The organism is Aquihabitans sp. G128, from assembly GCF_019048865.1.
Classification (GTDB): Bacteria; Actinomycetota; Acidimicrobiia; order Acidimicrobiales; family Iamiaceae; genus Aquihabitans.
In genome coordinates, this window is the sequence record NZ_CP077604.1 from 400,696 (window position 1) to 420,829 (window position 20,134).

Genomic DNA, 20,134 nt, shown 5'->3' on the forward strand with positions numbered 1-20,134 from the left:
CTGGGTGCGAAGGCGAGGGGTTGGGTCTGGACGGCCAGTTGCGCTCAGGCGGACGACTCCGTGACGTTTCCATCGCTCATCGGGCGGAACGTCACTGTGACTGGTTGGGTCGGTAGCTCCATGCCGGCGTCGAGGCGTGCTGCGTACTGCTCGATCAGATCGGCAAGTTCGCTCGACTCGAACAGGACAGGACATTTCGCAGCGGCAGCCATGACCCTGACTGTTCGACCATGGACCAGCCGTGCAAGCAGGGCGACCAAACGCGACTCAAGCTCCTGAGCCGCCGGACTTCCGACGCCGGGTTCTCATGGGCCCACACCGCCCTTCGGCGCCCGGCCTGCATCTCGGAGCGGTCACTCGGTCGCTGAGCGCAGCAGCCCGTATGAGGCGGGGAAGACAGGCGAGTTCTCCACCCGGGGCATCCGCCAACACGAGGTGCACAGGAGGAGGTCGGCCACCTCCGGCACCATCAAGGCGAAGTCAACCAAACGCCCGCAGTGCCTGCATGTCACCAGCGAGAGCATCTGCTTGCCGCTGTAGCGCGGGTCGATCGGGTTGTGCAGCGCAGACGGCACGCCTGCCCAGTCCCCAGAGGCCCGGTGGGTCGCAGCCCGCGCAAGGGTCTCCCTCTCCTTCTTTCCGATCAGTTCGCCGTGCATCAGCTCGAGGACAGCATCGCCAGTGGCCGCCCCACCGAGGATCGAGACTGCGTCGATGACAGCTTGGCGCGACTTGCAGGGCCGTGCGTAGAAGCGAACCCAAGCAACTGCGCGATCGATGTAGGTGCTCTCGATGAGCCGGGCGTACGCAGGGTCGACGCTCGGTGCAGGGGCCCCGACCAAGCGGGCCGAGACGACGTCGATGACCTCGGGGATCGGGCAGTCCGCCAGGACCGTGGCGGAGGCCTCTGGCACGCCGAAGGAGACGAGGTGGGTCCGGGCCATCTGCGTCATGGCGTCGCTGGTCCGGATACGCGAGCGGTACTCGAAGTCGAGGTTCGCAGCGGCAGCAAACCGGTGGACCGCTGGGCGGAGGAGCCGCACCGGGTGACGCACGGGCTCGACGGTGAAGCGCAGCGGTCCGAGCCTCACGATCCCGACCGACGCCGGGAACCGCAGCCACCATTCGATCGTGACCTCCTGGGCGCCGGAGTCGACGATCTCCATGTCGGCCACCAGCTGAGACATCGCAAGCGCCTCATGGTCCTCCACCAAGGAGTCGAGATGCAGCATCGCTGCAACCCCTCGTGCGAGGTAGGTGCCGTCAGTAGGGAGCGGTTGCAGGCCGAATGGCTCTGGTTCGTCAGCCAGGGCGTCGAGCTCTGCTTGCAGTTCTTTGGTCTTGCGGTTCGCCCGCGAAGCGTCTGCAAGGAAGTCAGCGGTGAGGTCTGCGTCGTCCGATGCGAGCTGGACGGCAAGGCGACGAGCCTTCTTCCCACTGTTGCGGGCGTCGGCGATCTCCTTCTTCAGGACGGTGCGCCGAATCTCGGAGCGGTCGACGGTCACCGATCGAAGCTCCGAGATGTGGAACCTGCGAAGTCCATCAACAACCTCGAGGGCCGCGCCCTCTCGGATGCCGGCGACGGCCGAGTCGTAGAGGCCACGTCGGAAGGCCTCCTCAGGGATCGCTCCGATGACGGCGCCGGGTAGTAGGTCGCTCACGACTGCACTCCTCGGCCACCAGGCGACGGTTGCCCGACAGGACCGGCTGCGCGCTGGCTTCGGTCGACGACCAGCTCAAGGGCTCCGCTTCGATCGGCGCGCAGGCGCAGCGGTTCTCCGTCGGCGCTCCTGACTCGGACATGGCTGAACAGCCGTCGGATCGGGCCAGCAGCACGGCCCTGGGGGCGCACTTCGATGCGCTCTCCGGTCCCGTACTCCTGCTCCTGCCACGCTTGCAGAGCCGTCTCCAGGAGGTCGGCGTCTGCCCAGCCACCTGGTGGCACGTCCAAGTCGTAGGGGAGCTCCACGAATCCGTGGTCGTCGAGTCCATCCACCCGATTCACGGGAAGTCCAGCGAAGTCGTCGAGCCCGGGAAACGGCACTGCGAGCCGGAGAACCTGCTTCCCCGTGGCGTACAGAGGAAGGAACTTCGCCAGGCCTCGGATCGTGCTGGAGTGGTTCGTCGTGGCGGACAGCGGCCGGCCGCGTCCGGGGCCTGGCTCTCGGCTCCGCAACCCCGCCTTGCCGAGCTCGCCGACTGTCCAGATCGAAGAAGCTCGTGGGTCGGCAAGCAGCTCGATGATCCGCTTGACGGCGCCGACCATCGCTTCGTCGATGGCCAATCGTCGTTCGGTGAGGCAGTAGCCGGGCGGGATCGCGTTGTCGCCGAAGAGCCACTCGCCTCGACGCCACTTGTTCACCTTGCCGATCAGGAGACGCTGAACGATGAGGTTCCGCTCGGTCGCAGCGATCGGCGCGTACGCCGACCAGATGACTCCGCTCATCGCATCGCTGAGCACCAGCTCTGTCGTGCCAAGCCGCACCGTCGACACACGCTGATCGATGCAGGCATGGATCGTGGCGCCGACCTTCACCGACCGCAGCAGCCGAGAGATGCTCGCCGCCGCCAAGATCCGGGGGCGCAGAACGGTGATGAGGTCCACGAGCACGGCGCAGTACTGGTTCTCCGAGTTCGGCCGCCAGATCGCTGCAGTGCCGGTTGCGAGGAAGTGCCAGACACCTCTGTGGCAGTAGATGACCGCCCGGAGCTTGCCCGTCTTGAAACGGATCCGAGGGAACGGGCACTCGTCGTCGAGCAGCGGGCCTAGGCCAGCAGCGACGACATCGGTCATGCCCGGCAGGTCCTTGTTCATCGCCAGGGTGGTGACCTGCATCCCGCGGAGCAGGTCGTAGGACCCGGACGTGCTCTCGCGGTTGAGCACCAACGCCGTCGCCCTGTCGAACAACCGGAGAAGTTCCAGGACGGGACCCTCCGGGACGCCCCGCTTCAGCAGGCGGTTCAGCGCTTCGGTCTCCTCGTTGCCTGCCGGGTGAAGGGCAACCGCGGTGACGGTCATCGGCCTGCCGCCTCAGGAGACTGCGCTGCCGTGTGCGTCTGCAACGGACTCGAACTCCTGGAACTGGGGTTCGTGCGCCGGAGTCCGAAGGGCCGTCGCGTTGGGAGGGGGACCATGTTGTACCTCTTCGCTGGTTGGCCGCGTCGAGAGCGCCAGCGTGACCCAGGCCCGGCAGAGGACCACCTGTTCATAGGCTGTCGATGGCTCCTCGACGAACGGCACGTTCGTAGGATCTAGCGGACGAATCGCAAGTACGCAAGAAGTCGAAGTTGCTCTTGAGCACCTTCGGTTTCGTGAGTACAACCGGCCGCGATGTACACCGTGCGGAGCTGACCCGAGAGCGCAACTGGGTGCCTCTGACCTGGTGATCGTCAGCGCTGAAGGGTTGACCTGTCGTGGCGGCCGCCCGCCTGCGACTGCTTACCTCCCCGGAGTTCGAGCACCCTTGCGCACGTTGCAGATCCAGTGAGCGAGCTGGGTGTTCGCCCGGCTGTGACCGCCGCCGGCAGCCAACGGAAGGACGTGGTCGAGGCTCGCTCCGAGCGGGTCTGGGTGCTTCAACGCGCGGTCGACGGGCTCGTCGCAGAGCTGGCAGATCCACTCGTCTCGCTCGAAGATCTCAAGCGGGTCGAACCGTTCGATGGTCGCAGCATCGAGGCGCACCCGCCGCGCGTGCGCAGCGGTAGATGCGTTGATCCGTGCACGTTGCTCGGACCGGCGCCGGTAGGCCGGGCTCCACAGCGCCGGACCGTGTTCCACCTGTGCGGGTACGCAGACTGCTGCGCGCCACGTGTACTCCTGTCCGTCGGCAGTCAGGTCCCGGATGTGCTCTCGGCACCAGACGAGGTCCATGCCTCGGTAGCGGAATGGGCTGCAGGTCTCCCGGCGTACAGCGTCGGCGTCGAAGTCGCCGTGGATGGTGTCGCCAGGGCTCCCGAGCTCGGTTGCGGCGTAGACGAAGTGGTGTCCGGACTCGTGCGATGCGACGTGGAATCCGTGGCTCGCATACGGCGGGACCTGGGCGGGGTTGTCGGATCGAAGCCACTGGTAGCCAGTGCAGACGCCGTAGCGCTCGACGACGTCACCGTGGCGTGGTCCGAATCCGTGGAACTCGAACGGAAACGGTTCACCGGAGGCTGCATCGTGGCGGAAGACCCTCGGGGTCGGGTCGGTCCGGGGGTCGGCGAGTGGCTCTGGCCTGTCGATACGAAGCGGTGCAGCGCTGGCAAGCGTCCTGCTGAACTGGCGTGCGAGCAGTCGGTTGCATCGCGGCCCGCAGACGTGTCGGTCTCGGTGCTTCCAGTGGGCGTTGGGCGGCACGGTGTTCGGGCACTTGACGCAAGGTCCGCCGCCCGTGGCGCGACCCTCGGGGTGAGCGAGGAGTTGGTCGCGCCACTCCCAGTAGCCGTGCTCGTCCCCCACGGCCGACATGGTCTCAGGTGCAGCAGGGGTGTGCGTTGGATCTACTGGGTGCGCTGCTCGACCCTGTCGAGCAGGCGCATGAGCAGATCGGCGAGGAGAACGACTTCGGCGGCTTCGGTGGGGTCGCCGTAGTCGACCGTTCGATGCGAGGCCGGGTTCTTGAACGTCCCGATGGCACCGGCGAACAGATCCATCGTCGCCTGCTGCTCGCCTCCGTCGGCATCAGGATCAGCTAGGACGCCGCCGTCCTTCTTGAACGCTGAGCGCATCAGCGGCACCCCAAGACCCTCGATCCCAGCAAGGTCGCGGACTCGGACCTCGACGGCCTTCAGCGCAGCGAACGCAGCCGTCTCATGGTCACCGAGCGCGAAGATCGCTCGCACATTCCCGTCGAGCAGTGGATGGAGGCCCATGGTGAGCCGGTCCGCTGCGATCTGAGCTGTCCGGAGGTTCGGGTCCTCGGCTGCTTCCCTGCCGCGGGAAGTGAGACGTTGCCATCCGCCGGTCTGCCGAGGATCAGGTCCCAGGTACGCCTGGGCCTCGAGCCACGCCCAAGCATCAGACAGCTTGGTCAGGAGGACGTCGACGTTAGGTTCGCCGTTGTTTCGGTAGGCCTGCTCGGCTCCGCGAAACGTGTTGTTCGAGTTCAGCGCGCCGCCGTCGCGAGCCAGGTGCTGGAGGAGCAGGAGGGCGGCCTCTGAGGTGGGCAGCGAGCGCAGGTCCGCGGGGTCGACCGGGCCGCTGTAGGTCATGTTCACGGACCGACGATACGGCAGCGACCGCAAGGGAGGCAGGGGAGTGGTGTGCGGTCCGTGGCCGCAAGCGGGTGCCCGGCCTGCGGCCGGGATAACGGTTGGCGGTGGCCAGGGTGCGGCGGTCGCAGCAGGCATCGGCGGCCATGGCACGCCAACCCGCTAGCTGCGGTAGGTCTGTTATCGGCCGTAGGCCGCAGGGGTTGTAGAAGGCGGCGGAGGCCTACCGTTCTCAACTCTGAGACCGGTGCAATGGTTGTCGGTCCCGCCTCTGCCGCTCCGGTGAAGGTCGCCCACGCTTACGTGGAGCGCCGAGCCGGAGCGTTCGAACCTCAGCGAAACTTGGGCTGAGTTGGACGCTACGGACGCGATTACGCCAGGTAAGCCTTGATGGAGCGGTTGGTTCTTTCGAACCAAAGGGTGTCGGCGGGTTGCCGAGAAGATCCGTCCGTACCGTCCGATCGCTCTCGGTTGGTTGTCCTGCTGGGGTCATGGTCTGCGCGATCCGTCCGTCCCCGTGTCCGAAGTGCATCGGAACCTGACGAACCGAAGTTGTTGGACTAGGGACAGGTTTCGGCTCGTCGAACGGCGGGGCGATCGACGGACCGAGAGAGGCATACGGATCACCGTGAGCGTTCACCAGGACGGATCGATGGACGGATCGAACGAGGAGGTGAGCCCGACCGAACCCGTAGAGGCGGTCGATGCAGCCACCACCGACCTCGATGCTCCTGCTGATCCTGAGGTGCGCTTCGGACCTCGAAAGCCTCGGGACAGCAGCCGGGATGGCTGGGCGATCCGACCGGCGGCCCACGAACGTCTCGAGTCCGGCAGCGAGCTGGGCGTGGGCCTCCAACAGGCGCTGTTCTCAGCTCGTCCAGCAGAGAGCCCGAAGGGCCAGGACCTGCGAGACGTCCAGCTGCGCGAGAGCACCACCAGCCCGACTTGGGTCCTGGCCGGCCTCGAGGTCCCAGATGCGATCACCGACGACTCCAACGCCCGCCGATTCGTCGCCGACCACCGGGGCCACCTTCGCTACCGACCGGACCGGGGCTGCTGGATGGCCTGGGCAGACGACCGCTGGGTCAAGCTCGATAAGGCTGAACTCACGCAGTACGCCAGGGTCACGGCTGCGCACATCCAGCGGGAGGCGGCCGCCTCCGGCGATGCGAAGGCGCGGCGCGAGGCTGCAAGCGTCGCAAGTCGACGCTCGTTGTCTGCCATGGTCGAGCTGGCAGCCGGTGACGAAGCCATCCGAGCCGAGGGACGCGTCTGGAACTACGACCCATGGTTGTTGAACACCAAGAGTTCCACGATCGACCTGGAGACCGGCACCGGCCTGACCTACTCGCCGAACAACTTCATCGACCGAATGGCGCCGACGCTGTACAAGCCCACCTCTCCTGCGGAGCGGTCGCCGACCTGGGAGCGATTCCTCAAGCAGATGTTCGAAGGCGATGAGGAGCTCATCGCGTACGTCCAGCGCTTCATCGGGTACTGCCTCACCGCGGTGGTCCGGGAGCATGCCCTGTTCGTGCTGTACGGCCCCGGCGGCAACGGCAAGAGCGTCTTCCTCAACACGATCATGCAGATCCTCGGACCCGACTACTCCGTGCAGCTCGATTCCGACCTGCTCATCGCCAAGGGCGCCATCGGAGACACCAACTATGGGCTCGCCGACCTCGAGGCCAAGCGGTTCGCGGTCGCATCGGAGGTAGACGAGGGTGCCCGCCTGTCCGAGGCGCTCGTGAAGCAGCTCACCGGTGGCGACACCATCCGGGCCCGTCGGATTCGAGAAGCGCCCTTCGAGTTCCGGCCGACGGCCAAGATCGTGATCGCCACCAACCACCCACCCGTCGTCAGCTCCACCGACGACGGCATCTGGCGCCGCATCAAGCTGATCCCGGCTCCCGGGCGAGTCGCCAAACCCGATCCGACACTGCCGGCGAAACTGCTGACACAACGCACGGCGATCCTCGACTGGATGGTCCAAGGGTGCCTCGAGTGGCAGCGCCTCGGGCTTGGGACCTGTGCTGCGGTCGAGGCCGCGACGGCCGACTACCGGGCCTCGATGGACGTCCTCGGCGCCTTCATCACCGACGCCTGCGAGGTGGCGGTCGGCGAGCGAGTCTCGACAAGCGACCTCTACGCCGCCTACGCCAACTGGGCCAACGCCAACGGGTTCCGCCCGTGGACCCAGAACGCGTTCAGCCGCAAGCTGAAGACACGAGGCTTCGAACCGGGGAAGTCCGCGGACGGGAAGCGGCGAATCTGGAAGGGCCTTTCAGTGCGCGTACCGCACGTAGCGGCTCCCGGCGACCCCGTCTTCTGAACGTCGCCCCCGGGTCGCCGATGGTTGGCGGCCCGGGATGGCGGTCGCAGTGTCGACGACGACGGACGTCAGCGAGCCGCCGCCCCGACCGACGGAGCCCACAGGGTGACTTCAAGGGCCTCCTCGAGCTTCATGATCGTGACGACATCGGGCCATGAGTTCCCGGCAAGTAGGTCGTAAACCGTCGTCCTGGCAACGTCAGCGGCCTTGGCCGTCGCTGTGATGCTGCGGCCTTCGAGCGCCTCGGCAAGTCGTTGAGAGATCTCGGCCGACACGATCACGGCACGACGGATGGGTGCGCTCTCTCGGGCCCGCACGCGCCGGCTCGGCCAACTCACGCCGGTCTGGAGGTAGACCTTCGGTGGTCCCTGTACTCCTCGACGCTGCGTCATGCGACCAGCATAGGCAGCGGCTGGGACTGAACCCGTTGCCTGGTACCGATTCGGGACACGAAACCTGTCCCTTCTGTCCCTTCTACCCTACGAGCAACGTCGATGGATTGACCCTACGGTGGCAGGGATGGAGGCAGGAGTCGACACGTCCAGAACGCTGGTTGCAGCGCTTGGCGAAGCGGGGGTCGGCACGCCCGTGTGGTTCTCGTTCGACCCTCGAGCGGAGCATCGCGGCCGGACCTCGGCGCTGACGATGGTGGACAGACTCGGGCGAGAGGCCCATGTGGTCGAGGTCGGCCAGGCATCGGCGGGCGACCTTGCGGAGCTCGCCGAGTCGATTCGTCAAGCAGCGCATGACGCTGGGATCCGGGATGTTGAGCAAGCGACGGTTCGTGAGCTCGAGGCCGTAGAGGATGCGGCGGCGTCGCTGCCCGCAGGCGTGCTCCTTCGGCGGGCCGGACTGCTTCTGCTGCCGCTAGAGCCCCGATCCGTGCTGTGTCCGAGGGGTCACAACGTGGCGTGGGTGCGAGATGGCTCCTACGGGCAGCGGATCGACGTGTCCGCAGCGGATCTCGTGTGCGATCTGCTCGATTGCGACATCGAGCCGCTCAGCGCCTGTCGTGGACCCGGCGGAGCGCTCCGCCTTGAGATCTCCGCTACAGAGGATGTCGCCAGGTTGTTGAAGCTCATAGGAACCGGCGGCGGAGCAGTCACCGTCCGTACGGGGAACCTCGGCTACTCGGTCGGCATTGACATCGTCACGGAGCAGGTGCTCGCGGCCGCGGCAAGCGCCAAGGTCGACGCCATCGACCGCTGGGTCGGCCCGCTTCAACTTGGCCCGGGCAACCCGGGCTGCGGTGGCGGCTCGCAAGACCAGTAGGGGGCGCAAAGCCGAGCAACCTCTCGTGTCCGTCGCAGACCCCTTGACCAGATGAGGCGGGCTGCCGTGAGCTCGGCATGTGCAGACCTCGAGGCGTTCAGCACCGTTCGGGGCATGGACGACCATCGACACATCGGACGGCTGCGGGTCGTGGAAGGGTGGATTCCCGAGATGCCCGCCGGGTACCTGCCGCTGGTGAAGTGCACGGTGCCTGCGGACCCGGAGCTCGAGCTCTTCACGGACTGGGAGCACGCCATGGGCCTCAGAGCGCCATGGCATCGGACTGGACCTGAGGCATGGCAGCTGTTCGAGGGCGAGGACGATCCCGGCACAGGTTGGCCAGTTCACGCTGCGGCAGTCGATGTAGCTGCCGTTCTCGCTGGTCGCCGCGTTGGCTACGTGTGGGAGGACACGCTTGCGCTCATGACGCCAGAAGGGTGCTGCATCGTCGACTTCCTCGTAAGCCGCTACAGCACCGGGGTCGACGTCGCCCGGGGAGCTCGAGAGGCGCTGGTCCTCTTCGGCCGGTACGAATCGCCCGGCCTGCGGATGGGAACGTGAGCGGCCGACACCACCGGCTGCGTCGTCTCCGTCGAGAACGCTGCGGAGACACGCCTGGCATCGTCGTCGACACCGAATGCGCCAGCCATCCGGGCACGCACCGTCGGTGGCATGACCAAGCAGCTGAACCGGGCCGAAGCGGACGCCATGAAGCACACGATCCAGGAGTGGCTCTCGACGATCCCCGACGGCTACGTGCCGGTGGCGGCGGGCGGTGTCCCGGGCGCACCTACGGTCGCCGTCTGCGCCAACGCTGATGGCACCAGCATGCTGACGGTCCTGGGTGCTGGTCTTCGCCGTGAGAACGGTCCCCTGAGCGCTGCCGTCACCTACGCAGCTGCAGTTCACGCACGGCAGATGGCCGGTCAGGTATGGCACAAGGCCATCGCAACGCTTCCTCAGACGGCACGGCGAGCCTTCAACGTGCTGACCGTGCGCTTCGAAGACGGCATGGACCCGGAGGTCGGTGCCCTGTTGGCGCGCAAGCTTCTCGGCGAGGGCGCACCCAGCGACGCCTGAGGACGATCTCCTCGCGCAGGTCGCGCCAGCCGTCTCCCGAGTTTGCAGATGCCGGTGACGGGGTGGGGGCGGGGGTGCGAGTTTCGAACATGGCCGATCTTGCCCAGGGCCACTGACAGCCTCGTTCGGCCTGCGCTGGCCGCGGCCAAGCTTCGAGGGGCTCTCAGCTCCCCTGGGGTCCCTCAGGCCGGGCAGCACCGGTTGCCGGCACGTAGATCATGGCACCGTTCTCCATGAAGACCGCAGAGCGTCCCTGCTCGATTAGCAGCTGGGCGATCGGTGTCGAGGTCGCTGCTTCTGAGATCGCAGCGTCGAGCGCCCTGTCGGTCTGGGACTCGCCGTTCGTGGTCTTGCGGTTCGGTCTCATGTTGCTCCTCGTACCAGTGTGCCTCGCCGGCCCTCTACGTAACGTTGCACCGGTGCCGGCCGGTGACGCCGACGGCGCTCAACCCGCCCCGCCGCATGCGTACGTAGAGCCAGGTACGCACCGATGCGGCGCTGAGGTCAATGGCGGCAGCGGCGATGGCGGGAGCAGCGGCCGGGTCGGCCCACCACCCGGCCAGCGTCGAGGTGAGGATGAGCCCGGCGCCGTCTGTGGGTCCGATGGTCTCCGCAAACTGGTCTGGTTCATCAGCGGAGGTCGGTGAGCTTGGCGGGGTTGCGGACCCAGCGGATCTCTGCCGCGCCCCTGTCGGGGCCTGGTTCGATGAAGACGGCGCCGATGATCTCGCCGGTGGCGGCGGTGACGAGGGCGGCAGGGCCGCCGTTGAGGGCAACGGGTTCCACGCGCCCGCCGTCAGCGAGGCGGCCCATGACGAAGGCGAGGAAGCGGGCGGCGCGGCCGGCGCCGCGGATGGGGTGGCGGGCAGCGGTCTTGATCTCACCGCCGCCGTCCACGGTGAGCACGGCGTCGTCGGTGAGGAGGGCGAGGAAAGCGTCCATGTCGCCGCCTTCGCAGGCGTCGAGGAACCGGTGGAGGACCTCGTCGCGCTGGGCGGGGTCGGCGGCGGCTCGAGGCCGCTCGGCGTCGATGCGCTGGCGGGCTCGGCGGAGGAGCTGGCGACAGGAGGCGTCGGTGCGGCCGAGCATCTCGGCGATGTCGGCGTGGGGGTACGAGAAGACGTCGTGGAGGAGCAGGACGGCGCGCTCGTCGGGGGTGAGGGTCTCGAGCACGACGAGGAACGCCATGGAGAGGGTGTCGGCGAGCTCGGCTGAGGCGGCGGCGTCGGGAGCAGGGTCCGCGGCGATCGGCTCGGGCAGCCACGGGCCCACGTAGGACTCGCGGCGGACCCGGGCCGATCGCTGGTGGTCGATCGCCAGTCGGGTGGTGATGGTGGTGAGGTACGCCGCCGGGGACTCGATGTCGCTGACCTGGGCGCGGTGCGCTCGCAGCAACGCGTCCTGCACGATGTCCTCGGCATCGCTGCGAGACCCGGTCATGCGGTAGGCGAGGCCGATGAGGCGGGGTCGTTCCTGCTGGGCGATGCGGTCGAGCTCGGCGGCATCCACGACGGGGCCGTCAGCCGGCGTGCGCGAGGGCGCTGGGCGGGGTGACCTGGAAGGTCACGCCGAAGCGGTTCCACATGTTGATGAGCCCGATGCCCGCAACGAGGTAGGTGAGCTCGCGGTCGTCGAAGTGGGCACGTGCGGCGTCGAACACGTCGTCGGGTACGCCGTGCTCGCCGAAGCGGGTAGCGGCGTCGGTGAGCCCGAGGGCGGCGCGCTCCTTGTCGGTGAACATCGGGTGCTCCCACCAAGCGTTGAGGCCGAACAGGCGGGCGGTGCTCTCGCCGGCCTCGAGGGCGTCGTTCGAGTGGATGTCGACGCAGTGGCCGCAGCCGTTGATCATCGACGCCCGGAGCTTCACGAGCTCGAAGAGCACCGGGTCGATGTGCTCGGAGATGTGCTTGGTGAGGGCGAACATCGGCTTCTGCAGCTCGGGGGCTGTCTTGTGGGGGTTCATGCGCTCGAACATCGGGGTTCCTTCCGTGGGGGCATCTCGCTGATGCACCCACTTGACGGAACAGCCCGACGGTACGTGACGGCCCCGTCGGAACGACCGGTCTGCGGTGCCGGCGACGGCCGGCGGAGCAGCCCCGTGAGTGGAGACCGGCGTCGTCCGTCACGAACGACCGGGCCGTCCCGTCAGGAGTGGTTGCAAGCGAACACCACCCGAACGGAGCACCGCCATGACCCCCACCGAACCCGCCACGAAGACCGTCACCATCATCGGCTCGACCGGTCTCATCGGATCCCAGCTCGTCCGGAACCTGACCGCCGCCGGGCACCGCATCGTCGAGGTCTCCCAGGAAACGCGGGCCGACGTGTTGACCGGCGAAGGGCTCGACGAGGCGCTCGCGGGGTCCGATGTCGTGATCGACGTCGTCAACTCCGCCACCCCCGACGACTCGGCCCAGGCGTTCTTCGAGCAGACCTCGGCCAACCTGTCCGGCGCGGCCGCCGCTGCCGGTGTCGGTCACTACGTCGTGCTGTCGATCGTTGGCGCCGACCTCGTCGCCCCGGTCGCCGGGTACATGCGGGGCAAGCTCGCCCAGGAAGCCGCCGCCGCTGCATCCGGCCTGCCGTGGACCATCGTGCGCTCCACCCAGTTTCACGAGCTCGCCGAGGGCATCACCGACTCGCTCATCGCCGAAGGCGAAGCCCGCGTCCCCGTGGCCTCGGTCCAGACCATCGCGTCCGCCGAGCTCGTCGAGATCCTCGCTGGCATCGCGACCGGCACCCCGCTCAACGAGATCCGCGAGGTCGGCGGCCCCCAGCGGATGTCCTTCGCCGACCTGGTCCGGACCGTCCTGTCTCACCAGGACCGCGACCTCGACATCGTCGAGGACCCGACCGTCGGCTACTTCGGCCTCCCCATCGAGCAGACCACCCTCGTGCCCGGCGAGCACGCCCAGCGCGGGACCACCACCCTGACCCATTGGCTCGCCAACCGCTGAGTTCAACCGCACCGACGAAGGAGGGAAGCATGGAGATCAACCTGCCGCCAGAACTGGGCCACATCAGCACCGCACATCTCCACCTCGACATCGCCAGGCTCTGCGAACTGGTCGCCTTGGGCTACGAAGTCGATGGCGAGGCGGTGCTGAGCGAGGGGCTCTGGGTCGTCTACGGTCGATCGACCTACGACGGCGAGGTCATCCTGGCCGAGTACACCCACGCTGGCGAAGCCGCAGCCGTCCTCGAGCACGTCCCCACGGTGCTGCGATGACCAGCCGGGGCCGCACCCTTGCATCGACCGTGCTCGTCATCGGGGCCGGCGGATCGGGATTGCGCACTGCGATCGAGGTCGCCGAGCGCGGCGTCGACGTGCTCGTCTTGGGCAAGCGCCCCCGCGAAGACGCGCACACGAGCCTCGCCGCGGGCGGGATCAACGCTGCGCTGGGGACCATGGACCCCGACGACTCCTGGCAGCAGCACGCTGCCGACACCATCAAGGAGGGGTGCCTCCTGTCGGACCGCCCTCGAGTGCCTGCGGCGCCGTGCACCTGCCGGGGATCAGCGGCGAAGCCCGGTGCGCCTGTTCAATCGCCGAGGGGCCAGACCTCGACGACGCCCTGGGCGACGGCGCAGGGCGTGTGCGCGACCAGTTCGACCGCGTCTTCGAAGGTGGGTGCTTCGATGATGGCAAAGCCTGCGATGGGAAGATCCGACACCATGTACGCGCCCTCGGTCAGCGTGATTCCTGCGGCGTCGTGGTTGCGAACCTGGACCGGCGTCCGGGCGATGGCGATCGTGGCCCCTGCCGCTCGGAGGCGGTCGTCGTGCGCATGGGCAGCGTCTCGAACCGCCTGGTCGGTGCGGTCGTAGCCGGCTTGGTCGCCGTACCCGGTGGTCAGGAACTTCGCCATGGTCGTCGTCTCCGTCGTGGCTGTCGCGGTCATCTGCTTGCGATCTGCAAGCGGAGTCACCGTAGCTACACTGGTTGCGTGTCGCAAGCAGATGGCCCCCGCCGGCTCGTCGTCCAGACGGTCCGGTCTGGTTGTCCCATCAACATCACCTCGGAGCTCCTTGGCGACCACTGGAGCCTCGTGGTGCTGCGCGACGTGATGTTCGGTGGGCGCACGCGCTTCCGGGAGCTTCACCGACACTCCTTGGAGGGCATTGCCACCAACGTGCTCGCGTCGCGACTCAAGAAGCTCACCGATGCGGGTCTGCTCGACCGCCGGCCTCATCCCGAGCATCGGCAGGGCGTGAACTACTTCCTGACCGAAGCGGCGATCCAGCTCGTTCCGCTCATGGTCGAGCTGGGCTCGTGGGGGTCCCGCTGGCTTCCCGCTGCACCCGAGCTCGCCCGCCGAGCCAGGTATCTCGCTGACGGCGGCGATCAACTCCAAGCGCAGCTGATGGACGAACTGCGAGCGATCCACCTCGGCCACGAGGCCCACCCCACCGGCAGTGGCATCCTCGACACGCTCGACGCCCTCGGCGGCACCACCGAGAGCGGACCGCCAGGCACCGTGTGAACGCCCGAACCAGCTACCCCTGAGGCTCTCGCCTTCCCGGGGTGAGGGCCCGGACCGACGACAGGGCCAGGTCGATCTGCTCGGACAGGACTGGCCGGGGTGGTGCAAGACGACCCTGACTGGGCCGATCTGGAGTGCACCCGTCGCCACGTTGCGCTCATGTGGGCCGAGCTGAACGAGTCGGTCACCGCCGAGGTTGGTTCCGCCCTCGCTCGTCGCTTGCCCGGCTGGGACGGGAACTGGGAGCCTCAGATCGTCGTAGGCGAGTCAGACGACTTCGACGACGAGTTACCCTCAGCCGGATCAGCCCTACGGCTGGCTACCCCTGGCCAAGGCACACCGGCGAGAAGCCAAGTGGGACTTCCCGCCGACGGAGGAGTCCGGGACCTGGATCGGGTGGTGGGAGCCCGAGCGCTCGTCCGGCTCCGTCGTGACCGGGCTGCTCTCAGCATTCATCGTCGTCTCCAACGGCAACCTTGAGTTCGCTCACACGGTCAAGCGGCGTAGGCGCACGGGCATCGCCAGCAGGCTCGTCGAGCACGCCGCCGCCCATCACGACCTCAAGTTCGCAAGGGGACCCCGGACCCACGACGGCGACGCCTTCGCCCGGGCGCGCGGATTCTGACTGGGCCGAGCCAGGTCAGCTGCCGGCGGCGCCGGACTGAACATGTGAGACCGGTGCAAGATCGGCCGGAGACTGACGCAATCTCGGTCTCACGGGATGCAAGAAACCCGGGTGAGACTCGTACAACGTCAGAGACGTGGTCGGATCAGCGACGAAGTCAGAAGGGCTCGACGTAGGCGGAGCGCAGGTTGTGACCGGCGGTGGTCAGGCCCCTAGCGCTGCGGCCCAGAGGCCGCCATCGGTTCGCGCAGCCCGCTACCCGTCGGAGCGGAAGGGGGGGTGACGGCATACGGGCACGGTGGCGACAACGGTGCGACACCCGAGCCGCTCGGTCAGGCTGATGCGGCCGCTGTCGTCGGCGGGTGAGCGACTGCCGTCGGAATCACTGGCTCCGGCGGGGGGAGTGGTCCACGGGTCAGCGGTGTCGTTCATCGCGGCGGCGACCCGACGCGGCACACCCTCCCGGGCCTGGCAGTAGATGCGGTGCGTCGTGCCGACATCCGCGTGCCCGAGTGCCTCTGCAACGTCGATGGCGTCGATGCCCAGGTCGAACAACATGTACACCGCAGCGCAGTGACGCAGCGTGTGGAACGTCCACCCCGCACGCCACCCGGCCGCCTTTCGTGCCTTCATCCACACCCGTCCGTGGAAGTTCGACCTGGAGATCCAGCCGCCCCCGGGAGCGGGGAACAGCAGGCCCACCTGCAGCATGTCCTCCGGGGTCAACTCCCGACCGGCAGCCTTCGCCGCTGCCACGGCCCGGGCCTCCTCCTCCCGAGCGGCGTTGACCCGCGCCACGACGGCCTCCTGCAGGAACGCCGGATAGGCCGCGGTTCGCTTCTTCCCGCCCTTCGGAAGGCCGATGGACTTGTGGCCACGGTTCGTCTCCGAGACCCGAAGAGCCACCCGAATGGTTCGGTCGTGGACGTCGATGTCGCGCCAGCGCAGCGCAGCGCACTCACCGAATCGAAGCCCCGTCGCTCCTCCGAACAGCACGAGCAGCTGGTAGATGGTGCTCTCGATGCACGCCACCACCTGGTTGATGCGGTCCCAGCCCGGGAGGCTCAGCCGGTTGACCCGGAACTCCGGGTTGTCCTCGTCGCTCTCGCCATGAGGGACCTCACCGTTCTCGTCCCGCTCGGACCGGTCCACGAGACCTTCCCGCATCGCCACCTCGACGGAGGTCTCAGCCGACTTCGGAACCTTGTACTTCCCAGTCAGCTGCCCAGGAAGGAAGTAGGACTCATCGAGCCCCCAGGTCACGATGGCAGCGAGCATCGCCCGGAGGGTCTTGAGGTACGAGAGGGCGAGCGGCCGCTCGTCGGTCTCATCCAGGCGCTTGGCGTCGCTGATGAGGGACTGGATGTCGGCGTCGCTGAGCTGTGCCACAGGGATGGCCCGCACCTCGGCGGTGACGAACCGGCGGACCAGGTCCTCGTTCTTCTCGACGCTGGTACGAACGTTCCAGTCGCCCTCGTGGTTCTCGACCCTGAGGTAGTCCTCGAGCAGCTCGCCGAAGGTGACGCGCTTCCGCTCCGGGTGGGGGAGCCGCTGAACGGACTTGAGCTGGTCGGCCAAGGCCTGGGCGTCCTCCAGGGCGGCGGCCCTGTCCTTGCCGAGGTCCATGGTCTTCTGGCGAGCGTCGCCCGGCAGGTAGTAGCTGGCCCGGAAGTATTTGTGGCCCTCGGTCGGTGCCGTGACCCGCACCGGCTTGTCGTAGGTGTCGATGATTGCGATGGGCGGCTTGCGGGTCCGCTTCTTGGCGGTGCCCTCGGTCGTGGCGGCCATCAGACGATGGCCTTCCGCGGACGCCCGCCGACCCGGCGAGCGGGGCTGGGAGCGGAGGTGCGGCCGAGGGCCGGGTTGCGGCGGGTCTCGAGCCACATGGCGATGTCGGTGTCCCAGTAGCGAACAGCGCGGGCGTTGAGGCGGACCGGGCAGGGGCCGTTGGGACGGGCGAGCGCTTCGCGGGCAGCGGTGCGGCTCAGGCCGACCATCGAGGCGACCTCGCGGAACGACATGAGCTCAGCACCCTCGACCGAGTTTGACGGAGTGGACTGGAACGAGCGCAGCCAGGCGATGAGCTCGGAGCGGTGCCAGAGCACCGTGCGCTTCGAGAGCCGGACGGGCACCGGGGCGCCGGCAGACGACAGCGCAGTCCGGGCTGCGGTTCGGCCCAGCTTCATGAGCGCTGCGGCATCGACGAGCGTGAGGAGCGTGGCGGTGGGTGGGGCAGTGGTGGGCTCGGTTCCCCCCGAGCAGCGTGATCGGCATGGACAGGACCCGTCCGGGGCGTGTCCGCACCGGCAATCGACGTCGTTGCGCCCTGGGCCGACCCCCGGACGGTTATGGGATACCTATGGGAAACCCCCTCGTTCCACCCCCTCTGAGCGGGGGAAACGCCCCAGTGACACGGGTCTTGCCAAGGTGAGGGTCGCCGGTTCGAATCCGGTCGTCCGCTCGGAGCGAAACCCCCTGCTACGCAGGGGGTTTCGTCATTTTGGCCGCGCCCCACCGCTGCGCAGGGGCGTTTGCCGGGTCGGTGCCCGAGCGACGTCCGGATCGGCGCGGCGGCCGCCAGACTGGCGCCATGCGCTTCGCCTTCAAGACCTCGCCGCAGTCCACCACGTGGGACGACATGCTCGCTGTGTGGAAGGCGGCCGACGACATCGACGTGTTCGAGTCCGGGTGGACCTTCGACCACTTCGAGCCGATCTTCAGCGACCGGAGCGGACCCTGCCTCGAGGGCTGGCTCACCCTGACCGCGCTGGCCCAGGCCACCAGCCGCTTGCGCGTCGGCGTGCTGGTGACCGGCGTGCCGTACCGCCACCCGGCGGTGCTGGCCAACATGGCGGCGACGCTCGACCACATCTCCCACGGTCGCCTCGAGCTCGGCCTGGGCGCCGGCTGGAACACCGACGAGGCCGACGCCTACGGCATCGACCTGCTCGGCATCAAGGACCGCATGGACCGCTTCGACGAGGCCTGCGACGTGATCGTCAGCCTCCTCACCCAGGACCGCACCACGTTCCAGGGCGAGCACTACGAGCTCGACCAGGCGTACTGCGAGCCCAAGCCCATCCAGACGCCCCACCCGCCGATCTGCATCGGTGGCAGCGGCGAGAAGCGCACCCTGCGCACGGTGGCCCGCGTGGCCCAGCACTGGAACTACGTCGGCGGGCCGGTGGAGGAGTACGTGCGCCTCAAGGGCGTGATCGCCGAGCACTGCGCGTCGTTCGACCGGGACCCGGGCGAGATCATGACCTCGGCCCACCTGCACCTCGACCGCAACGACCCCGGGCTGCTCACCGGCCAGGCCGAGGCGTTCGCCGCCGCCGGCCTGGACCTCGGCATCGTCTACCTGCCGCCGCCCCACAGCCCGGCCGACCTCGAGACCATCGCCGAGGCCGTCGCCGGCATCTGACCGGACCCGCGCCGGCAGGCGCGGCCGCCGCCCGGAACCCGTGCCCCGCGTGCGGGGCCACGGTGGCAGGGTGGGCCGATGGCCACGGCAGGGAACGGTCCGAGCACGCCGAGCGAGCCGGGGGTGCGGCTCGCTGCGCTGGGCTTCGACGCCCACGATCCGCCGGCCCTGGCCCGCTTCTGGGCCGCCGCGCTGCGCTGGGAGGTGGGCGACGAGGTCGAGGGCGAGGTGGAGCTGGTGCCCACCGATGCGACGTCGTTCCGGATCCGGTTCCTGCCGGCCCCGGTCCGTCCACCCGGCCAGGGCCGCATCCACCTCGACCTGACCACCGCGTCGCTGGCCGACCAGCAGGGCTCCGTCGACCAGCTGCTCGGGCTGGGCGCCACCCACCTCGACGTCGGTCAGGGACCCGACGAGGACCACGTCGTGCTGGCCGACCCGGAGGGCAACGAGCTCTGCCTGATCGGGCCCGAGAACCGGTTCCTGGCCGGGTGCCCGCGCCTCGGTGCGCTCAGCTGCGACGGCACCGAGGCGGTCGGGCGGTTCTGGAGCGCGGCGCTGGGCTGGCCGCTGATCTGGGACCAGGACGAGGAGACCGCCATCCGCGCCCCCGGCGGTGGCTCGATCATCTCCTGGGGCGGGCCACCGGTGGCGCCGAAGCCGCCGAAGAACCGCTTGCACCTCGACCTGGCGCCGGCGATCGGCGTCGCCCAGCAGGCGGCGGTCGACCAGCTCGTCGCCCTCGGGGCCACCCGCACCGACTCCGGCCACGGCGGCGGAGGCCGGGTGCTCCTGGCCGACCCCGACGGCAACGAGCTCTGCGTCCTGCCCGCCTCGTAGGCGGCAGACCGGCCCCGGTCAGAGGCCGAGGGTCGAGGCGGCGTCGGTGAGGGCGGTGATGTGGTCGTCGACGGTCGCGCACCCGGTGCCCATGGTGTTGAGGTCGAGGTGGGTGGCCCCGGCGGCGCGCCAGCTCTCGACCTGGCGCACGGCCGTCTCGGCCTGACCGACGGTCCACGAGAGGCGGCCCGACATGCCGATCGACGCCGGGTCCCGACCCGCCTCGCGGGCGGCGGCGGCGATCACGTCGAGGGCCTCCTCGAGGCCGTGGCCGGGCGTGACCTGGGGGAACCAGCCGTCGGCCAGGCGACCCATCCGGCGGTAGGCGGCGTCGGAGCTGCCGCCGATCCAGATCGGGATCGGCCGTTGGATGGGGAGCGGGGCCAGGCCGGCGCCGGTGACCTGCTCGCTGGGGCCGTCGTGGGTGACCGACTCCTCGGTCCACAGGCGGCGCAACAGCTCGATCTGCTCGCCGCTGCGCCGGCCGCGGTCGCCGAAGGACCGGCCGAGCGCCTCGTACTCCACCGGGTTCCAGCCCACGCCGATGCCGAGGCGGAACCGGCCCCCGGTCAGCAGGTCGACCTCGGCCGCCTGCTTGGCCACCAGGGCGGTCTGGCGCTGCGGGAGGATGATGATCCCCGTCACCAGCTCGAGGTCGGTGATGGCGGCGAGGAAGCCGAACAGCACCAGCGGCTCGTGGAACGTGGTGCGCACGTCGTAGGGGCCACGCCAGCCCTGGTGGACGGCGGGATCGGCGCCGACCACGTGGTCGTAGGCCAGGAGGTGGGTGAAGCCGAGCTGGTCGGCAGCTTCGGCGTAGGCGCGCACCGCGCCGACGTCGCCGCCGATCTCGGTCTGCGGGAAGATCACGCCGATGCGCATGG

22 protein-coding genes and 1 pseudogene are annotated in these 20,134 nt (G+C 68.6%); 11 read left to right on the top strand and 12 right to left on the bottom strand.

The window, feature by feature from the left end:
- Positions 1-44 precede the first annotated feature (44 nt).
- From KSP35_RS01830 to KSP35_RS01850, 5 genes are all read right to left on the bottom strand, one after another.
- Positions 45-212, bottom strand: coding sequence for a hypothetical protein (locus KSP35_RS01830; protein WP_216998545.1), 168 nt, complete (start codon positions 210-212; stop codon positions 45-47).
- A gap of 141 nt (positions 213-353) precedes the next feature.
- On the bottom strand, positions 354-1,661 hold the full coding sequence (locus KSP35_RS01835; RefSeq protein ID WP_216998546.1) for a hypothetical protein: 1,308 nt from the start codon (positions 1,659-1,661) through the stop codon (positions 354-356).
- Positions 1,658-3,019, bottom strand: a complete 1,362-nt coding sequence (locus KSP35_RS01840) for a hypothetical protein (protein WP_216998547.1) — start codon at positions 3,017-3,019, stop codon at positions 1,658-1,660. The genes KSP35_RS01835 and KSP35_RS01840 overlap by 4 nt, the downstream gene beginning before the upstream one ends.
- A 420-nt stretch (positions 3,020-3,439) precedes the next feature.
- On the bottom strand, positions 3,440-4,441 hold the full coding sequence (locus tag KSP35_RS01845) for an HNH endonuclease (protein ID WP_216998548.1): 1,002 nt from the start codon (positions 4,439-4,441) through the stop codon (positions 3,440-3,442).
- Positions 4,442-4,482: 41 nt separating this feature from the next.
- Positions 4,483-5,193 (bottom strand): TIGR02391 family protein, encoded by a 711-nt coding sequence (locus KSP35_RS01850; protein ID WP_254127148.1) that lies wholly within the window; start codon positions 5,191-5,193, stop codon positions 4,483-4,485.
- Positions 5,194-5,845: 652 nt separating this feature from the next.
- Between KSP35_RS01850 and KSP35_RS01855 the strand changes: the two genes are divergently transcribed.
- Positions 5,846-7,525, top strand: coding sequence for a phage/plasmid primase, P4 family (locus KSP35_RS01855; protein ID WP_216998550.1), 1,680 nt, complete (start codon positions 5,846-5,848; stop codon positions 7,523-7,525).
- Positions 7,526-7,593: 68 nt separating this feature from the next.
- Here the strand turns inward: KSP35_RS01855 and KSP35_RS01860 are convergent, their stop codons facing one another.
- Positions 7,594-7,917, bottom strand: a complete 324-nt coding sequence (locus KSP35_RS01860) for a helix-turn-helix transcriptional regulator (RefSeq protein WP_216998551.1) — start codon at positions 7,915-7,917, stop codon at positions 7,594-7,596.
- Positions 7,918-8,044: 127 nt separating this feature from the next.
- Here KSP35_RS01860 and KSP35_RS01865 point away from each other — a divergent pair, with 127 nt between their 5' ends.
- The 3 genes from KSP35_RS01865 to KSP35_RS01875 all read left to right on the top strand — a co-directional run bounded on the left by KSP35_RS01865 (position 8,045) and on the right by KSP35_RS01875 (position 9,877).
- Positions 8,045-8,797, top strand: coding sequence for a hypothetical protein (locus KSP35_RS01865; RefSeq protein ID WP_216998552.1), 753 nt, complete (start codon positions 8,045-8,047; stop codon positions 8,795-8,797).
- 114 nt (positions 8,798-8,911) lie between these two features.
- Complete coding sequence (locus KSP35_RS01870) at positions 8,912-9,358, top strand: hypothetical protein (protein WP_216998553.1); 447 nt, start codon at positions 8,912-8,914, stop codon at positions 9,356-9,358.
- Positions 9,359-9,469: 111 nt separating this feature from the next.
- Positions 9,470-9,877, top strand: coding sequence for a hypothetical protein (locus tag KSP35_RS01875; RefSeq protein ID WP_216998554.1), 408 nt, complete (start codon positions 9,470-9,472; stop codon positions 9,875-9,877).
- 630 nt (positions 9,878-10,507) lie between these two features.
- Here KSP35_RS01875 and sigJ read toward each other — a convergent pair.
- Together sigJ and KSP35_RS01885 are read right to left on the bottom strand one after the other, a co-directional pair.
- Complete coding sequence (sigJ, locus tag KSP35_RS01880; RefSeq protein WP_216998555.1) at positions 10,508-11,386, bottom strand: RNA polymerase sigma factor SigJ; 879 nt, start codon at positions 11,384-11,386, stop codon at positions 10,508-10,510.
- Positions 11,387-11,396: 10 nt separating this feature from the next.
- Positions 11,397-11,852, bottom strand: a complete 456-nt coding sequence (locus tag KSP35_RS01885) for a carboxymuconolactone decarboxylase family protein (protein WP_216998556.1) — start codon at positions 11,850-11,852, stop codon at positions 11,397-11,399.
- A gap of 214 nt (positions 11,853-12,066) precedes the next feature.
- Here KSP35_RS01885 and KSP35_RS01890 point away from each other — a divergent pair, with 214 nt between their 5' ends.
- The 3 genes and pseudogenes from KSP35_RS01890 to KSP35_RS25450 form a co-directional block, all read left to right on the top strand.
- Entirely contained in the window at positions 12,067-12,834 is a 768-nt protein-coding gene (locus KSP35_RS01890; RefSeq protein ID WP_216998557.1) for an SDR family oxidoreductase, read from the top strand.
- Positions 12,835-12,863: 29 nt separating this feature from the next.
- Complete coding sequence (locus KSP35_RS01895) at positions 12,864-13,106, top strand: hypothetical protein (RefSeq protein ID WP_216998558.1); 243 nt, start codon at positions 12,864-12,866, stop codon at positions 13,104-13,106.
- A pseudogene (locus tag KSP35_RS25450) lies at positions 13,103-13,354 on the top strand (FAD-dependent oxidoreductase); the annotation flags it as partial. The gene KSP35_RS01895 and the pseudogene KSP35_RS25450, both read left to right, overlap by 4 nt.
- 65 nt (positions 13,355-13,419) lie before the next feature.
- Here the strand turns inward: KSP35_RS25450 and KSP35_RS23860 are convergent.
- A complete protein-coding gene (locus tag KSP35_RS23860) occupies positions 13,420-13,746 on the bottom strand; it encodes a YciI family protein (protein WP_254126934.1) in 327 nt (108 codons plus the stop codon).
- A gap of 78 nt (positions 13,747-13,824) precedes the next feature.
- Between KSP35_RS23860 and KSP35_RS01905 the strand changes: the two genes are divergently transcribed.
- Together KSP35_RS01905 and KSP35_RS01910 are read left to right on the top strand one after the other, a co-directional pair.
- Positions 13,825-14,361 (top strand): helix-turn-helix domain-containing protein, encoded by a 537-nt coding sequence (locus KSP35_RS01905; RefSeq protein ID WP_254126935.1) that lies wholly within the window; start codon positions 13,825-13,827, stop codon positions 14,359-14,361.
- Positions 14,362-14,791: 430 nt separating this feature from the next.
- A complete protein-coding gene (locus tag KSP35_RS01910; protein WP_216998560.1) occupies positions 14,792-14,986 on the top strand; it encodes a hypothetical protein in 195 nt (64 codons plus the stop codon).
- A gap of 255 nt (positions 14,987-15,241) precedes the next feature.
- On the opposite strand, the gene KSP35_RS01915 is transcribed toward KSP35_RS01910, so the two are convergent.
- Both KSP35_RS01915 and KSP35_RS01920 read right to left on the bottom strand, forming a co-directional pair.
- On the bottom strand, positions 15,242-16,774 hold the full coding sequence (locus KSP35_RS01915) for a tyrosine-type recombinase/integrase (protein ID WP_216998561.1): 1,533 nt from the start codon (positions 16,772-16,774) through the stop codon (positions 15,242-15,244).
- Complete coding sequence (locus KSP35_RS01920) at positions 16,774-17,172, bottom strand: AlpA family phage regulatory protein (protein WP_216998562.1); 399 nt, start codon at positions 17,170-17,172, stop codon at positions 16,774-16,776. The genes KSP35_RS01915 and KSP35_RS01920 overlap by 1 nt, the downstream gene beginning before the upstream one ends.
- A gap of 404 nt (positions 17,173-17,576) precedes the next feature.
- On the opposite strand from KSP35_RS01920, the gene KSP35_RS01925 reads away from it, so the two are divergent.
- Positions 17,577-18,410: an LLM class F420-dependent oxidoreductase gene (locus KSP35_RS01925; protein ID WP_216998563.1), complete on the top strand. Its 834-nt coding sequence runs from the start codon at positions 17,577-17,579 to the stop codon at positions 18,408-18,410.
- 78 nt (positions 18,411-18,488) lie between these two features.
- Positions 18,489-19,250, top strand: coding sequence for a VOC family protein (locus KSP35_RS01930; protein ID WP_216998564.1), 762 nt, complete (start codon positions 18,489-18,491; stop codon positions 19,248-19,250).
- Between the two features lie 18 nt (positions 19,251-19,268).
- Here the strand turns inward: KSP35_RS01930 and KSP35_RS01935 are convergent, their stop codons facing one another.
- The gene (locus tag KSP35_RS01935) at positions 19,269-20,132 is read right to left on the bottom strand and encodes an LLM class F420-dependent oxidoreductase (protein ID WP_216998565.1); all 864 of its coding nucleotides are present in this window, start codon (positions 20,130-20,132) and stop codon (positions 19,269-19,271) included.
- Between the last annotated feature and the right edge of the window lie 2 nt (positions 20,133-20,134).

Excerpts from the sequence above, each read along its gene's own strand:
- KSP35_RS01830 (WP_216998545.1), bottom strand. The coding sequence starts at position 212 with ATGGCTGCCGCTGCGAAATGTCCTGTCCTGTTCGAGTCGAGCGAACTT.
- KSP35_RS01840 (WP_216998547.1), bottom strand. The coding sequence starts at position 3,019 with ATGACCGTCACCGCGGTTGCCCTTCACCCGGCAGGCAACGAGGAGACC.
- KSP35_RS01850 (WP_254127148.1), bottom strand. The coding sequence starts at position 5,193 with ATGACCTACAGCGGCCCGGTCGACCCCGCGGACCTGCGCTCGCTGCCC.
- KSP35_RS01855 (WP_216998550.1), top strand. The coding sequence starts at position 5,846 with ATGGACGGATCGAACGAGGAGGTGAGCCCGACCGAACCCGTAGAGGCG.
- KSP35_RS01860 (WP_216998551.1), bottom strand. The coding sequence starts at position 7,917 with ATGACGCAGCGTCGAGGAGTACAGGGACCACCGAAGGTCTACCTCCAG.
- KSP35_RS01865 (WP_216998552.1), top strand. The coding sequence starts at position 8,045 with ATGGAGGCAGGAGTCGACACGTCCAGAACGCTGGTTGCAGCGCTTGGC.
- KSP35_RS01870 (WP_216998553.1), top strand. The coding sequence starts at position 8,912 with ATGGACGACCATCGACACATCGGACGGCTGCGGGTCGTGGAAGGGTGG.
- KSP35_RS01875 (WP_216998554.1), top strand. The coding sequence starts at position 9,470 with ATGACCAAGCAGCTGAACCGGGCCGAAGCGGACGCCATGAAGCACACG.
- KSP35_RS01885 (WP_216998556.1), bottom strand. The coding sequence starts at position 11,852 with ATGTTCGAGCGCATGAACCCCCACAAGACAGCCCCCGAGCTGCAGAAG.
- KSP35_RS01890 (WP_216998557.1), top strand. The coding sequence starts at position 12,067 with ATGACCCCCACCGAACCCGCCACGAAGACCGTCACCATCATCGGCTCG.
- KSP35_RS01895 (WP_216998558.1), top strand. The coding sequence starts at position 12,864 with ATGGAGATCAACCTGCCGCCAGAACTGGGCCACATCAGCACCGCACAT.
- KSP35_RS23860 (WP_254126934.1), bottom strand. The coding sequence starts at position 13,746 with ATGGCGAAGTTCCTGACCACCGGGTACGGCGACCAAGCCGGCTACGAC.
- KSP35_RS01915 (WP_216998561.1), bottom strand. The coding sequence starts at position 16,774 with ATGGCCGCCACGACCGAGGGCACCGCCAAGAAGCGGACCCGCAAGCCG.
- KSP35_RS01920 (WP_216998562.1), bottom strand. The coding sequence starts at position 17,172 with ATGAAGCTGGGCCGAACCGCAGCCCGGACTGCGCTGTCGTCTGCCGGC.
- KSP35_RS01925 (WP_216998563.1), top strand. The coding sequence starts at position 17,577 with ATGCGCTTCGCCTTCAAGACCTCGCCGCAGTCCACCACGTGGGACGAC.
- KSP35_RS01930 (WP_216998564.1), top strand. The coding sequence starts at position 18,489 with ATGGCCACGGCAGGGAACGGTCCGAGCACGCCGAGCGAGCCGGGGGTG.
- KSP35_RS01935 (WP_216998565.1), bottom strand. The coding sequence starts at position 20,132 with ATGCGCATCGGCGTGATCTTCCCGCAGACCGAGATCGGCGGCGACGTC.